We start from the raw sequence: 14,369 nt of genomic DNA, 5'->3' as shown, positions 1-14,369 counted from the left end.
ACCGTATCGACAGTGATGACTTTTTATTTCGAGGTCTAAACACTACGGCATTGACAGAGTACTTACAACCCGATTCCCCCGCATTCCCTGCCTGCAAGCGACATAGAATGCGGGGTTAGCGACCTGATAACCGGGCTATAAGAGGCTTAAGAAAGGGAGGATGACAACTGCCCATCGGCAAACTGAAGATCGGCCAAACGGCGATACAAGGGTGATGATTGCAACAATTCCGCATGACGACCAACGGCTTGAATGCGGCCTTGATCGAGCACCAGAATACGATCCGCTTCCAACACGGTTGCCAAGCGATGCGCAATGATGACCGTCGTGCGATCACGCATCAGCACGCTCAACGCCTGTCGAACCTGATGCTCACTTTCGGCGTCCAGCGCGCTGGTCGCTTCATCCAGTAACAAGATGGCGGGGTTTTTCAAAATAGCCCGGGCAATGACCAGCCGTTGTTTCTGGCCACCGCTCAAACGCACACCGTTTTCACCCAGATGACTGTCAAAGCCGTCGGGCAGCGCCATGATGAAATCGTAGGCATGGGCGGCTTTAGCCGCAGCGATGACGTCGTCATCACTGGCGTCGGGTCGACCATAGCGGATGTTGTGCCAGACATTTTGACTGAACAACACCGGCTGTTGCGGCACCAGACCAAACTGATGGCGCAGATCGTCTAACGCCAACTCGCGTACGTCCTGCCCCTGCACCCTGACCTGCCCTTGCTGCGGATCGTAGAACCGCAACAGCAACTCAAATAACGTCGATTTCCCGGCGCCACTCGGACCGACCAACGCAATGGTTTCGCCGCGCTGCACACTCAGCGACACCTGGTCCAGCGCCGGTTTATCCGGTCGACTGGGATAACTGAAGCTGACGTTATCGAGGCGCATGGCTTCACTGTGCGTCAGATTGGTGGTTACTGCCTGATCCGGGTCGGTAATTAAAGAAGGCTCAGCGAGCAACTCCATTAAGCGCTCGGTTGCACCCGCCGCGCGCTGCACCTCGCCATAGACTTCTGACACACCGGCCACACCAAACGCGACCATAACGGCGTAGAAAACGAAAGCCGCCAACTCACCGCCCGTCATCTGACCCGTCATCACGTCATAGCCACCCACCCAAATCATGGCGGCAATGGCGGTGAACGCCAGCAAAATCACCACCGCCATGAGAAAAGAGCGCTGGCGAATACGCTGTCGGGCAACGGCCAATGCTTCGTCAACCTCGACCTGAAACGCCTGACGTTCGAAATTTTCCCGACCGTAACTTTGCACCGTTTTAATCTGTCGGATGATCTCGCCAGCATAGGTCCCGACATCCGCCACGCTGTCCTGACTGCGACGACTCAACACCCGCAACTGGCGCCCCATCAATATGACCGGTACCAACACTGCTGGCACGCCCAGTAACACCACTGCCGACAATTTTAGATTGGTCACCACCAACATGATCAGCCCGCCAGTCACGGTGAGCATATTGCGCAACGCAAAAGACAAACTCGAACCGATGATGGATTGCAGCAACGTGGTGTCTGTGGTCAACCGCGACATGATGTCGCCGCTTTGGTTTTCTTCAAAATAACTGGGATGCAACCGCACCAGTTGGGCAAACACATCGGCGCGCAAATCAGCGGAGACTTTTTCACCCAACCAGGTCACCAGATAAAAGCGGGTAAAGGTACCGATGGCCATGGCAACCACCAATACCATCATCAAACCCAACGTCTTATTCAGCGCCTCCAGCGAGGAAGCCAGCAACCCCTGATCAATCACCAGACGCACGCCCTGCCCCATCAGTAAGGTGAGACCGGCGGTTAAAACCAGGGCTAGGATGGCGCCTATCAAAATGCCGCGATAGCGACTCAAATAAGGCCAGAGCTGGGCCAAAAAGCCAAACGGCAAGGAAGGTGGGACAACGGGTTGGCTGGACATGGGGATCCCCTTTCATGGATGCTGCCACCATCTGGGCCCAACCTCGGCAAAACAAGCGCCGCCGGGCCGAAAGTGACTTCTGGACAGCGACCCACCGGAGCCCTGAATGGCTAAAAAACCTTTGGCATTACTCAGCAAAGAACAGCGTGAACACCTCAACCACCATTGCCAGCACTGGTTCAATAACGAACTCAATGTCGATCTGGGTCAGTTCGAGGTGGAATCGGTCATCGATTATTTTATTGAGCAATTAACACCGGCCATTCACAACCGAGCCATCGCCGAAGCGTTGGCGCTGGTGCGTGAATACCACGCTCGCACGGAAGACGATCTTTACGCGCTGGAAGAAGCTGAACGCGGCTAACGAACAACGGCCCGGTCAGACCGGACCATCCAATAACGCCGCGGGTGTCTGCTCACAAACGGCATCCCCAAAGGCGGCTTTTAAACTTGGGTAGGCGTTGATCAACTGGGTTAACCGAGACGGATCGCCCGTGGTCAGTAAGGTGGTTTGCGCGGCCTGCCCTGGCATGGGTTGATAGCGCCGCCCCACTTCAGCAGCAATGGCTTCCCCGGTGTCGATCAGTCGAACGCCCGAGCCGATTAAATCCTGAATGCGTTCACGCGCCAACGGATAATGCGTACAGCCAAGAACCAAGCGATCGATTCCGGCTTCCACCAAACCTGGCACGTATTCATGCAACAGCCGCTCGATATCCGGGTTATCCGGGCCACGTTCAATGGCCTCAGCCAGATGCGGACACGACTGATTGAGAATACGGGTGTTGGGGTTAAAGCGGGCGGCTAAATCCTGATAGCGCGTTGAGGCGAGGGTGTTCTCGGTGGCCAGAATGCCGATGGTGCCGGTTCGACTGCCCAGCGCAGCGGGTTTAATGCCCGGCTCAACGCCAACAATAATGACCGGCAGCCGCTTACGCAGCGCTTCCACACAATGGGCGGTGGCAGTGTTACACGCCACCACCAGCATGGTTGCGCCCTGTCGCAACAACCAGTCAGCGATCGCATCGCAGCGTTGCTGCAATAACCAACTGGGCTTGGCCCCGTAAGGCGACCAGCGCTGATCGGCGACATACAACAAAGGGGCTTGCGGTAACTGCTGGCGTACCCAGCGCAATACCGTCAGCCCCCCGATACCTGAGTCGAAAACCCCGATCACACCTGTTACTCCTGCTCAATCGAGGCAGCAAGCCTAAGGTGAGACTGCGGGGAAGTAAACTCAGATCAGTTGCAAAGCTTCCTTGGCATCCCGGTATTCCAGACCCAGATCCTCGGCGACGCTTTGATAGGTCAATTGACCGCGACAAACGTTCAGGCCGGCCAACAAATGCGCATCATCTTGCATCGCTTGTTTCGGACCTTTATTGGCCAACGCTAAGGTAAACGGCAAGGTGGCATTATTCAGCGCCATGGTTGAGGTCCGGGCAACCGCACCGGGCATATTGGCAACGCAGTAATGCACCACATCATCGACGACATAGGTCGGTTCGGCGTGGGTCGTTGCTTTCGAGGTTTCAAAACACCCACCCTGATCGATGGCAACATCCACGACCACCGCACCTGGCTTCATCCGTTTAATGAGCTCCGCGGTCACCAGCTTAGGCGCTGCCGCCCCGGGAATCAGCACCGCACCAATCACCAGATCGGCTTCAAGCACTTGCTGCTCCAAGGCTTCACGCGTCGAATAGAGGGTGCACAAACGGTTGCCATACTGACGATCCAGCGCTCTCAAGGTGTCGATGTTTTTGTCCAACACCACCACGTCAGCACCCAGACCAATCGCCATAGCAATGGCATTTTGACCGACCACGCCACCGCCGATGACAACCACTTTAGCCGGCGCCACACCGGGAACACCGCCCAACAACAAACCCCGACCGCCCTGAGCTTTTTCCAGACAATGCGCACCCGCCTGAATGGACATACGGCCCGCCACTTCAGACATCGGTGCCAACAGCGGCAACCGACCGGCAGTATCAGTGACCGTTTCATAAGCGATGCATACCGCACCGGATTCCAGCAGATCGTGAGTTTGCTCCGGATCGGGAGCCAAATGCAGGTAGGTGAACAGCGTGTGGTGGGGTTTCAGCTTCTTGCGTTCGATCGCCTGAGGTTCTTTGACTTTGACGATCATTTCAGCCCAGTCAAACACCGCATCGGCGGTCGGCAAAATCTGGGCACCGGCCGATTGATATTCTTCATCGCTAAAACCGATGGACGCGCCAGCGCTGGTTTCAATGGCCACTTGATGACCGTGGTGGATTAACTCGCGTGCCGCTGAAGGTGTCAGCCCCACGCGATATTCATGGTTTTTGATTTCCTTGGGAACGCCAACTTTCATCGCAGCCCTTCTCCTGTCGAATGGATTTGGCCAGGCCCCGAGTCGGGCACAGGCAACCCTGACAGTATAGAAAGTCCACCTCAAAAAGGGGTTCTGTAATGGCTCAACAAAACCCGGGATTACTCGATAAAACTTACAGTCTAGAGATGTTTTATCCAGAAAAAGACAAATTCACAGGAATATCATCTGCTCAATTGGCATCAGGACTGACCTGACGAACCGAGTGACGCTCGATTAAGCGCGGTGTAAAGCGGCGCGGCTGTTCAACGGCAGGAAAGCGCTCTTCCAGATCGTGCAACACCAATTGGGCGGCCAGAGCACCCATCTCGCCAATCGGGTAGCGCACAGTGGTTAACCTCGGAGACAACAGTCGCGCCAGTATGACATCATCAAAACCAACGACTGATAGTTGCTCCGGCACGGCATATCCGCTGTCTTTGAGCATGTTAATCGCACCACCGGCCATGGCATCGTTGTAGGCAAAAACCGCAGTCAGGTCGGGACTGCGCCGCAGCACTTCGGCCATGGCATCGTGACCACCGGCCTCATCGGGAAACGCCCGCACCTGGTCTTTTCGATCGGCCTCCAGCCCAAACTCCGCCAAGGCACGCTGATACCCACGTTCACGATCGGCGCCATCTTCAATGCCTCGGTTGGAGCCAATGTAGCCAATACGGCGATGTCCGCGGGACAACAAATGACGAGTCGCCAGGTAAGCGCCTTCTTCGTTGTCGAGGTAGACGCAACGTTCTTCGAACTCCGGCAACAGATGGTTAATCAACACCACCGGCGTCGAGCCTTTTAACAGCGCCGCCAACTCTTCTTCCGGTAACGCCTTGGCATGTACGATCAGGGCATCACAGCGACGCTCCAGCAAGAACCGGATGGATTCCCGTTCCTGCTCAGCCTGGTGATAGCCCGCAGTAACAATGACGTGTTTGCCCGCATCCAGCAGGACACGATGCACACCAGCCATCAGTTGCGCAAAAAACGGCGAATCAATCTCACCCACCACCAGACCAACACAGTCGGAACGTTGGCTCACCAACGCTCGAGCCAATGAGTTGGGTCGATAATCGAGCGCCTGCATCGCCGCCAAAACCGCCTGTCGCTTAACTGGCACAACGGAGTCCGGGTGATTGATCACTCGCGAAACCGTCGAAATCGAGACTCCTGCCTGAGCGGCAACGTCTTTAATGGTGGACAAACAACCGCCCTCTGCTGATAAAACGGAGCCACAGTCTGACCGCTTTCCAACGGCGATACAACGACGAGCGTGCGCACCACTTGAAAACGTTTTCAAATCACTTAGACTGAGCCAATAAAAATACAGGAGTCCATGATGACGCCGCCAAAGTTCGATGCGCAAGACCATCCGCATCGCCGCTACAATCCTTTGACTGACGACTGGATTCTGGTCTCACCCCACCGTGCTAAGCGACCTTGGCAAGGACAGACCGAAGTTCAAGACAATGCGGTTCATCCCAGTTACGACCCCGACTGTTATTTGTGTCCGGGCAACGAACGAATCAGTGGCGAAACCAATCCGCATTATCAGGATACCTACGTTTTCGAAAACGATTTCGGCGCCTTGATGCCAGATGCACCCACCCAGAGCGACAACACTGACGACCCGCTGATGCGCGCTCGTCCCGAAGCCGGTGTTGCCCGGGTGCTGTGCTACAGCCCAGACCACAGTCTGACACTGCCCGAACTGCCATTACCGGCAATACGGAGGTTAGTCGATACCTGGGTCGAGCAGTTAACCGAACTCGGCCAGCGCTACCGCTGGGTGCAGCTGTTTGAAAACAAAGGCACGTTGATGGGGTGTTCGCAGCCTCACCCCCATGGCCAAGTCTGGGCCAATACCAGCTTACCGTCTTTGCCAGCGCGCGAGGATCAGAGCCAGCGTCATTATCACAACGATCATCAAAGCCCTCTGCTGCTCGATTACGCTCAGCGTGAAGCCGCGGACGGTGCACGAACCCTGGTGCAGAACGAGCACTGGATTGCCGTTGTGCCTTACTGGGCGAGCTGGCCGTTTGAAAGCCTGGTACTGCCCTTGGCACACCGCCGTCATCTGAATGAGTTGAGCGATGCCGAAAAAGACAGCCTGGCGGATTTACTCAAACGCCTAACCAGTCGCTACGACAACCTCTTCCAAACCAGCTTTCCTTACTCCATGGGCTGGCATGGCGCACCCTGTGGTGACAGCGATACCAACCACTGGCAAGTTCACGCTCACTTTTTCCCACCCTTGTTACGCAGCGCCACGGTGCGCAAGTTTATGGTGGGTTATGAAATGCTGGCAGAGGCCCAACGCGACCTAACACCCGAACAAGCGGCCGAACGGTTACGCGCTGTCAGCGACCATCACTATCGGGAGCGTCGCGCATGAATCCATTAGCTATCGCAACCCGAAGCGCCTTTGAACGCTTGTTTCAAACACCGGCCGAAGCCAGCTTTCTGGCGCCGGGTCGGGTCAACCTCATTGGCGAACACACCGATTATAACGATGGCTTTGCACTGCCCGCGGCCATCGATTTCCACACCTGCCTGGCGGGTCGGGCGCGAGACGACCGCATCATTCGTCTGTGTGCTTTGGATCAGGGTGAAAGCTGGTCTGAATTTGACCTGGACAACCCCATTGAACGCGACCCCAAAGCGCCCTGGTCCGACTACCTGCGTGGCGTCTGCAAAGTCATGCTCAGCTCCGGCTATCGCTTAAGCGGCGCCGACCTGCTGATTCATGGCAACATTCCTCAAGGCACCGGTCTCAGTTCATCGGCGTCTATGGAAGTGGCCACCGCCCGAGCCCTGACTGGTTTCAGTGGTGAACCACTGGATGGCCCGGCAGCGGCGCGTTTCGGTCAACGTGCAGAAAATGAATTCGTCGGCATTCAGTGCGGCATCATGGACCAGCTGGTATCGGCCTGTGGCCTGGATGGGCACGCGACTCTTATCGATTGTCGTTCGCTGGACATCCGTCCGGTGCGCTTGCCCGACGACGCTGCCATTGTGGTCATCAACTCGCGCATTCAACGAGGATTGGTCGACAGTGAATACAACAGTCGCCGCCAGCAATGCGAGCAGGCCGCACACATTCTCGGTGTCGCCAGCCTGCGCGATGCTAAACCCGAAGATCTGATCACCCACCGGGAAGAACTGCCCGCCGTCACGGCTCGCCGAGCGCGCCACATTTTGACCGATAACGAGCGCACCCTGGCCATGGTTGACGCACTGGAGCGCAGTGACTGGCAGGCCATCGGCAAGCTGATGGCCGAAAGCCACGCGTCCATGCGTTACGACTTTGAAATCACCCTGCCGCCCATTGATGAACTGGTCGATGCAGTTGCTCAAGCGCTGCGCGGCATGGGCGGTGTACGCATGACCGGCGGCGGCTTTGGCGGCTGCATGGTGGCCGTCGTACCTCGTGATCAGGTCGATACAGTCCTGGCCGTGGTCGAGCGTGGCTATCCGGATGGTCGGAAGCCGGCACCGGTTGCCTATGTCTGCCAGCCGGTCGATGGCGCATTCTAAGCCGGCTGGACTTGACCGAAGCCAGCTTACACAATGCGCCTTCAGCCATTCTCAGGAGTCGATCTTGTCTGATAACACGCTGATTGCCGAAGAAGTCTGGGGCCAACTGGACGACGGTCAGGAAGTGCTTGAATTCCATTTGCGCAATGGTGCTGGTGCGCAGGCGCGTTTCACCAACTACGGCGCCGCGCTGATCGGCTTCTCCCTGCCCTGGCAAGGAGAGCCTCTGGAACTGGTGTTAGGCTGCGATACCCTAGATGCGTTTATCGAGCAACGCGCCAGCCTGGGTGCCACCGTTGGTCGCGTGGCAAACCGCATCGGCAACGGTCGTACCGAGGTCGAGGGTCAAACACTGCAACTGGAAACCAACGGCGCTCCGCATCACCTGCACGGCGGCAGCCAAGGTTTCGGGCAACGACTGTGGGACTCACGACTGTCGTTGGAAGACGGCATTCCAACGCTGGTTTTGCGCTTACATACCCCCGATGGCGACGCGGGCTACCCCGGTGCCGTTGATATTGTTCAGACCATTCAACTGCTGCCAGACAATCAGTTGTCGATTGATATTCAGGCAAAAACAGATCAGGCAACGCTGTTGAACCTGACCAATCATGCCTACTTTAATCTGGGCGGTGATCTGTCGGGCGAACTGAAAAACCACGAGTTCCGCATTCACGCTGAACGCTATACCGAAGCCGATGAAACGGCCTTACCGACGGGGCAAATTTTACCCGTTGATAACAGCGTTCTGGATCTGCGTGAGTGGACCGATATCAGCCCAAGGTTGGCAACGCTCGAAGATGAATCCTTATTGCGCGCGGGTGGCTACGACCATAATTTTATTATGGCCGACTCGGTGTTGGATAAAACCGTATTGCAGGCGGAAGCACGCAATAACGTCACTGGCTTTTGGTTGAAGTGCTTCTCCAATCAGCCGGGTGTGCAGTTCTACAGCGGAAACTTCCTCGGAGGTACTCCGAAGAACGCACAACAACGCTATTTGCGTCATGGCGCCTTCTGCTTCGAACCCGGGCTGTGGCCAGACAGCAATAATCACGACCACTTCCCCGACGCCATTCTGCGTCCGGGCGAAACCTATCATTCGGTCATTATTTACCAGTTCGGTCAGGACGACCCGGCACACTGGTACGCCTGATACAGCGGTTGAAAGAAGGCGTTTGCCTTCTTTCAACCGTCCACCCCTAAGACTGTTCGCGTTGCGCCAAGCGTGCCGCTTCTTTTTCCGCCTTACGCTGAGCAATATCACGACGTGCGTCTTCACCGATATGGTGTTCGCCACGGGCCCGAGCTAATTGCACTTGGCGTTCGCGTTCGATAAACCGTTGGCGACGTTCTTCGGTAACTTCGTCGTAGCAGTGCGGACAACTGACACCGGCTTCGAAATGCGCATGGGCTTTATCGTCCGCTGAAATCGGACGGCGACAAGCGTGACACTGATCGTAATGGCCCGGTTTCAGCCCGTGTCCCACCGTTACTCGGTTATCGAACACAAAGCATTCACCCCGCCACATCGACTGCGCTTCTGGCACTTCTTCCAGGTATTTCAGAATGCCACCTTCCAGGTGATACACCTCATCAAACCCTTTTTCCTTCAGAAAAGCGGTCGATTTTTCACAGCGAATGCCACCGGTACAAAACATGGCAACCTTGGTGTGACGCTCAGGATCAAGCTCACGCTCCACGTACTCAGGAAACTCACGAAACGTCTGAGTATTAGGGTTTACCGCTCCTTCAAAGGTGCCGATGCCGACTTCGTAATCGTTCCGTGTATCAATAAGCAACACGTCTGGATCACTGATCAGCGCATTCCAATCCTGCGGTTTTACGTAGGTGCCGACGATATGACGCGGGTCGATGCCTTCCACACCCATGGTCACAATTTCTTTTTTCAGCTTCACCTTGGTGCGATAAAAAGGCATCTCATCGCAAAAGGATTCCTTATGGCTAAGCCCGGCAAAGGGAGGGTGAGATTGCAACCAGTCAAGCAGTTCGGTAATGGCCTCTTGACTGCCGGCCACGGTTCCGTTGATGCCTTCACTGGCTAACAGCAAGGTGCCACGAATGCCTCGGGCGTCCATCAGATCCAGCAGCGGCTGGCGGTATTGGGTGTGATCGTCCAGGCGCACAAAATGATAAAGCGCCGTCACGACAATGGGTGCGGTCATCGAATCGTCTCCAGCGGACTGAACCGTAAATTCAGAGCCAAAGTGGGTGTCAGTTTCAGGGAGCGGGATTTTAGGCAAGACGTAAAGGTCTCGCAAGTATGAGGAACTTGTTCTCATCACAGTCGGTACGGGGTTCAACCTGAACGTAAACCTAACTAGACTGATTGCTTCGTTCTTGATTCTTATCGTTAAGGAGTCGCAACATGAAGAAACTGGCATTTACCGCAGTACTGACAACCCTCACGATTGCCGGCACTGCTGCCCAGGCTGGTGGTGGCGGTACCGAACTGGGCATCGCCAGTTACGATAGCGCCCTCGGTGTGAACGGTGCCATGGGTTTCCCAATCAATATTCCCGCCCTGTCCGGTAACGGTCTGAACACTTACGGCGAATTGGAACTGGGTGCTGGCTTTTCAGACAACCCCGCCGTCGGTGCCGACCTGTCCATGGGCGTGTTGATCGATATCGAGTACGGCTTGGGACTGTACGGTAGCTTAGGCCCAGGCATCAGTTTCGAAAATGATGGTGAATTCGGCCTGGCCGCTGAGGTTGGCCTGAATATTTTGATCAACAACACCACGCTGTTTGTTGAAGGTGGTGCGCATCCCAACAGCCCTTACTTCTCTGTTGGCATGCAATTCTGATTGCCTCATGCATAAAAAAACGGCCCTTTCGGGCCGTTTTTTTTGTACAAAACTACGAGCAGTGAATACCTTGTCGCCTTAAAAAAGCCAGAATTTCCTGCTGTGTCTTAACGGTGTTTTCCGGCGCTAACAGATCGCCTGCCACAACATGATTGGAGTGCCCAATCAGTTCCTCAACTTTGACACGCTCACGTGGCGCACCCCAACGTTTAAAGACCTTATCGGTATAGCGGCTGTCGACAACCTGATCGAAATCGCTGTAGATGAACAAGGTTGGCGCCTTAATGTTACCCATATCACTGCGCTGCACCGCTTGCACCAGCGCCTGCAATTCGTGCAGTACTTTGGTTGGATAACGCACCGTCCAATAGCGCGCAACGAATTCATTCGGTGCTTGTGTTTCGCGATGCGTGCCCGCCAGGTAACGCAGCCAATAACGAGACCAAGGCCAGGTAAACATCGTTGCTGCCCACAGCCGAATCTTAAAGTTTGGCGATACCAGCACCATGGCCGCCAATTGCTCCTGAGCACTGGGCTGCTGCGCCAACCAGGTTGCCAGGGTGCCGCCGGTTGAACAGCTAAGGATGATCACCTTGCGCCCTAACCGCGTGGCCAGCTCCCAAGCTTCGGCGGCGTCTTTAAGCCAGTCACCGGCGGTGGCTTCACCCAACTCGTCGCCACCAACGCCATGACCGGTCAGGCGGGAACCGAAACAGTTAGCCCCCAGCGCCTGTGCGACATGTTGAGGAATCGGCGCCAACTCCTGACGCGTTGCCGAAAAGCCGTGAAGATACAGCACCACATATTCCGTCTGGGCCGGGTGGTCTGGGTCGGCAAAATCGATAGCCTTTTCGCCACCGGGAACAATATCGAACCTGGATTCCTGCTCTTTTAACCAGTTCGGTAGCTGATCCAACTCAACCGGCAGTTCATCGACCAGCCATTGCAACACCACCTTTGGCCTTGGACCGAACATCCAGAGTAAGATCAGCGTCCCTACCAGTATAGATATCACGATGGTTGTCACGTTTCAGACTCCATCCAGTCTTTGACTACAGTCTAGCAAAGTATCCATAAAATAATCTTTTATTTGTTTATTTTAGTAAAAAGAATATCCATTTGATACCCAATAGCTGCTATTAAGGCCGTGAATTGAGCCACTTCGGCTTCTGTGAGCGACCGCTTCATCAAACGCCGCACCCAGTAGAGCCACTGCACTTGCTGCTTTCGCTCCAGACCACTGAGCCAGGTATTAAAATCGGCACCGCCCATATCCAGTACGTCACGACGAGCGTGATTGCGTTGTCGTAACTGATACCAGCAGCGCAGCGCCCGACCGATCATCGCCAACGCAAAATCCAGACTGGTCATCGGCCCCAATTGCCAGTGTTCGTAGCCAGGCACGCGTGAAACCCACTGGAAAGTCACGCCGTTTCGACCGGCAAAACCGCCGGCAAGACCGCCCAGCACCCCACCACTGACGGCGCCCAGCAGCAAGGAGGTACCTCCTGCCGCGGCGTCAACGGCCAAACCCGACAGAGCACCCGCAGCCCCACTGAGCGATGCCAGACGCGCCCGGGACAGCCCCCATACGCGCCACTCGCGCGCATCGGTCAAATCGTCTTGCGCCAGCGCCTGCCACTCCGTACGCCAGTCCAAATCTCCGTGACCATAAATCTCCGCCAAGCGCGTGCGCAGGCCTTTCTCCAGCTGCTGCAAGGCCTGATTGTATTGCGCCAGCCCGGCGGCTCGAACCTGGTCTCGCGGCCCAACCATCGGCAGCTGCAGCTGCAGGTGAAGCATCCGCTCGAAATAGAGCAACAACGCCTGTGCCGCCTGGTCATGGCGCTGCTGACGTTGTTCCGATAACGCATCGACGCCCTTAATCAGCGCTTCACGCCAAGGTGGGTGTACTTCTGCCAGCGATCGAAGCAGCGCTAAGTGCTGCTCAAAGGGCGCCACTAACGGATCGAACCGGCGGACAAGCGAGAAATACTGACTGAGTGCGGTTTGCCACTGGGCCGCATGGCGGTCATTGCCAATGGGATTGAGCAACGCCAATCTCGGCTGAGCCGTCCATGACAACAACTGCAGCTCTGCATCAAACACTGACCCGAAGGGCTGACTGACATCCACCACATAGACAATGCCCGCGCCGTTCAAAATAGGCTCAAGCAAGGCGCAATCATCACTGAATCGCCGATCATCCCGATGCTGAGCGACAAAACTGGCTAACACAGCCGGACGTTCGGCGGCATCCGCTGCACGCTCATTGCACCAATCGAGAATTTGACGAGCGCGCTGAAATCCCGGCGTATCGACCAGCTCATAGAGCACCTGGTCTGCGAGCAATAATTGATAGCGGTGCGCACTCTGGGTGGTACCACTGATCGGACTGACCGCGATATGGTCATCTTGCACCAGGGTCGATACCAGACTGGATTTACCCTGATTTGGATGCCCAACCACAGCAAAACGAGGCGTCGCGCTGTCACTCATTGAGCGCCTCCGTCCAACACAGAATCACCGGCACATCACTCAGACGATGTCGCTCCATAAAGGCCCGCCAATTGCGGGCCAGGTTCAGTGGTTCAAGAGTGTCACCCCGACGCGCCAGCAAATACACGCGGGGATGACCACCGGTCGCGCGATGTTTCAGCAGCAGGTCAGCCAGATCCCCAGTGGGCACCGACCGAGCAGAACAATACCAGACCGACAGCGTCCGCGACTGCTTTGCCACCGCCTGCTCGTCTTCACGCTGTGATATTGCCCCCAGGCGCAGACTGCCTTGTGATGGTTTAAAGTCGCGTCCAAGTTGCCAGATAAACCCCGGTTCAAGCGGCTCGGATTCTTGTTCATCCAACGGTGTCACGGCCAAATTCGCCACCGGTTCAGCCGCATCCAAAGCCTGATAATGCACTGCTGACGGCGACGATAATTGGAAGCGGGCTCGCAATTGATGATTGTACTGCGGCCAGCGCTTTAAGACGGTCATCAAACGAAGCTGAAACACGGGCAACAGCAACGCCAACGGCAATAGCACCCACAGCGCCACCACCTGACTAAGCCATGCCGCCCAGTAGAAGGAGTAATTCAACAGAGTCTGTTGCCAACCACTGACGGCGCCCGCTTGAGAAGCACTGATGATCAGCGGATCCGGCGCGTCCAACCAACCCAGCGTCAGCATTGCCAGGCTTTCATCCATCAGTCCGCTCACAGCCGGAAGGGAGGTGCTCCAATAGAACACCACTTCCCGGCCGAACAACATCGCCCACAACGTTGCCAGCGCAGCCAGCGTAAAACTCAGTTGCGCCAGCACCGCCTGCCGTGAGCACCACAAACCAATGACTTTATCTCGATGTGAGGTGAACAGTGGTCGCCACCAAGGCGCGCGATTGGCCGACAACAAGGCCGTCGCTTGCCAGCTCCAGAACAGCACCGGCAGCAACCAAAACAGCAGCAGAAACCCCAGCAAATGGATGCCACTGGCGGGCCAGACATTCAGGCCGACCATGCTCAGCACACCATTGATAGCCGCCAGCAGGGGCCAATACCGCACCAGGCGCAGGCGCACCTGAGCCGGTAAAACGTTCGCCTGGCGCAGAAACGTCAGCCAGTCACTGGCTGGGCCAGCCGGATAATCGGGGTCGGCATCGAGCCAACGCAAACCGAGGTCGAGTTGATCGGTGGCCTTGATGGCGAC

At 56.1% G+C, this 14,369-nt stretch carries 13 protein-coding genes; 5 read left to right on the top strand and 8 right to left on the bottom strand.

All coding sequences use genetic code 11. The features are described 5' to 3' along the window. Positions 1-146: 146 nt before the first annotated feature. Positions 147-1,937: an ABC transporter transmembrane domain-containing protein gene (locus tag BGP77_RS11840; protein WP_108164940.1), complete on the bottom strand. Its 1,791-nt coding sequence runs from the start codon at positions 1,935-1,937 to the stop codon at positions 147-149. A gap of 106 nt (positions 1,938-2,043) precedes the next feature. On the opposite strand from BGP77_RS11840, the gene BGP77_RS11835 reads away from it, so the two are divergent. Then, a complete protein-coding gene (locus BGP77_RS11835; protein WP_108164939.1) occupies positions 2,044-2,301 on the top strand; it encodes a DUF2164 domain-containing protein in 258 nt (85 codons plus the stop codon). 15 nt (positions 2,302-2,316) lie between these two features. On the opposite strand, the gene murI is transcribed toward BGP77_RS11835, so the two are convergent. From murI to BGP77_RS11820, 3 genes are all read right to left on the bottom strand, one after another. Beyond that, positions 2,317-3,114 carry a glutamate racemase gene (gene murI / locus BGP77_RS11830; protein WP_108164938.1) on the bottom strand — a complete coding sequence of 266 codons (798 nt, stop codon included), beginning with the start codon at positions 3,112-3,114 and terminating at the stop codon, positions 2,317-2,319. Positions 3,115-3,174: 60 nt separating this feature from the next. Next, positions 3,175-4,296 (bottom strand): alanine dehydrogenase, encoded by a 1,122-nt coding sequence (gene ald / locus BGP77_RS11825; RefSeq protein ID WP_108164937.1) that lies wholly within the window; start codon positions 4,294-4,296, stop codon positions 3,175-3,177. Positions 4,297-4,486: 190 nt separating this feature from the next. Continuing rightward, complete coding sequence (locus BGP77_RS11820; RefSeq protein ID WP_108164936.1) at positions 4,487-5,503, bottom strand: LacI family DNA-binding transcriptional regulator; 1,017 nt, start codon at positions 5,501-5,503, stop codon at positions 4,487-4,489. A gap of 135 nt (positions 5,504-5,638) precedes the next feature. Here BGP77_RS11820 and BGP77_RS11815 point away from each other — a divergent pair, with 135 nt between their 5' ends. From BGP77_RS11815 to BGP77_RS11805, 3 genes are all read left to right on the top strand, one after another. Further along, positions 5,639-6,694: a UDP-glucose--hexose-1-phosphate uridylyltransferase gene (locus BGP77_RS11815; protein ID WP_108164935.1), complete on the top strand. Its 1,056-nt coding sequence runs from the start codon at positions 5,639-5,641 to the stop codon at positions 6,692-6,694. Further along, the gene (galK, locus tag BGP77_RS11810) at positions 6,691-7,836 is read left to right on the top strand and encodes a galactokinase (protein ID WP_108164934.1); all 1,146 of its coding nucleotides are present in this window, start codon (positions 6,691-6,693) and stop codon (positions 7,834-7,836) included. The genes BGP77_RS11815 and galK overlap by 4 nt, the downstream gene beginning before the upstream one ends. Positions 7,837-7,900: 64 nt before the next feature. Continuing rightward, entirely contained in the window at positions 7,901-8,992 is a 1,092-nt protein-coding gene (locus BGP77_RS11805; protein WP_158269358.1) for an aldose epimerase family protein, read from the top strand. 46 nt (positions 8,993-9,038) lie between these two features. Here BGP77_RS11805 and BGP77_RS11800 read toward each other — a convergent pair whose 3' ends face one another. Further along, on the bottom strand, positions 9,039-10,022 hold the full coding sequence (locus BGP77_RS11800) for a rhodanese-related sulfurtransferase (RefSeq protein ID WP_108164932.1): 984 nt from the start codon (positions 10,020-10,022) through the stop codon (positions 9,039-9,041). Between the two features lie 203 nt (positions 10,023-10,225). Between BGP77_RS11800 and BGP77_RS11795 the strand changes: the two genes are divergently transcribed. Further along, the gene (locus tag BGP77_RS11795) at positions 10,226-10,666 is read left to right on the top strand and encodes a hypothetical protein (RefSeq protein ID WP_108164931.1); all 441 of its coding nucleotides are present in this window, start codon (positions 10,226-10,228) and stop codon (positions 10,664-10,666) included. A 52-nt stretch (positions 10,667-10,718) separates the two neighbouring features. On the opposite strand, the gene BGP77_RS11790 is transcribed toward BGP77_RS11795, so the two are convergent. From BGP77_RS11790 to BGP77_RS11780, 3 genes are read right to left on the bottom strand one after another with little or no spacing between them, the layout of a single operon-like run. After that, a complete protein-coding gene (locus BGP77_RS11790; protein WP_108164930.1) occupies positions 10,719-11,693 on the bottom strand; it encodes a carboxylesterase in 975 nt (324 codons plus the stop codon). Between the two features lie 59 nt (positions 11,694-11,752). After that, the gene (locus BGP77_RS11785; protein ID WP_108164929.1) at positions 11,753-13,165 is read right to left on the bottom strand and encodes a DUF3482 domain-containing protein; all 1,413 of its coding nucleotides are present in this window, start codon (positions 13,163-13,165) and stop codon (positions 11,753-11,755) included. Next, positions 13,158-14,333 (bottom strand): DUF2868 domain-containing protein, encoded by a 1,176-nt coding sequence (locus tag BGP77_RS11780; RefSeq protein ID WP_108164928.1) that lies wholly within the window; start codon positions 14,331-14,333, stop codon positions 13,158-13,160. Before BGP77_RS11780 ends, BGP77_RS11785 begins: the two co-directional genes overlap by 8 nt. Positions 14,334-14,369: the final 36 nt, after the last annotated feature.

Source organism: Saccharospirillum sp. MSK14-1, from assembly GCF_003054965.1.
GTDB lineage: Bacteria > Pseudomonadota > Gammaproteobacteria > Pseudomonadales > Natronospirillaceae > Saccharospirillum.
This window is presented reverse-complemented; position numbering and strand designations above follow the sequence as displayed.

What these genes read in the sequence shown, in the direction of transcription:
- BGP77_RS11785 (WP_108164929.1), bottom strand. Translation starts at nt 13,165, where the DNA reads ATGAGTGACAGCGCGACGCCTCGTTTTGCTGTGGTTGGGCATCCAAAT.
- galK (WP_108164934.1), top strand. Translation starts at nt 6,691, where the DNA reads ATGAATCCATTAGCTATCGCAACCCGAAGCGCCTTTGAACGCTTGTTT.
- BGP77_RS11800 (WP_108164932.1), bottom strand. Translation starts at nt 10,022, where the DNA reads ATGACCGCACCCATTGTCGTGACGGCGCTTTATCATTTTGTGCGCCTG.
- BGP77_RS11840 (WP_108164940.1), bottom strand. Translation starts at nt 1,937, where the DNA reads ATGTCCAGCCAACCCGTTGTCCCACCTTCCTTGCCGTTTGGCTTTTTG.
- BGP77_RS11835 (WP_108164939.1), top strand. Translation starts at nt 2,044, where the DNA reads ATGGCTAAAAAACCTTTGGCATTACTCAGCAAAGAACAGCGTGAACAC.
- BGP77_RS11795 (WP_108164931.1), top strand. Translation starts at nt 10,226, where the DNA reads ATGAAGAAACTGGCATTTACCGCAGTACTGACAACCCTCACGATTGCC.
- BGP77_RS11815 (WP_108164935.1), top strand. Translation starts at nt 5,639, where the DNA reads ATGACGCCGCCAAAGTTCGATGCGCAAGACCATCCGCATCGCCGCTAC.
- ald (WP_108164937.1), bottom strand. Translation starts at nt 4,296, where the DNA reads ATGAAAGTTGGCGTTCCCAAGGAAATCAAAAACCATGAATATCGCGTG.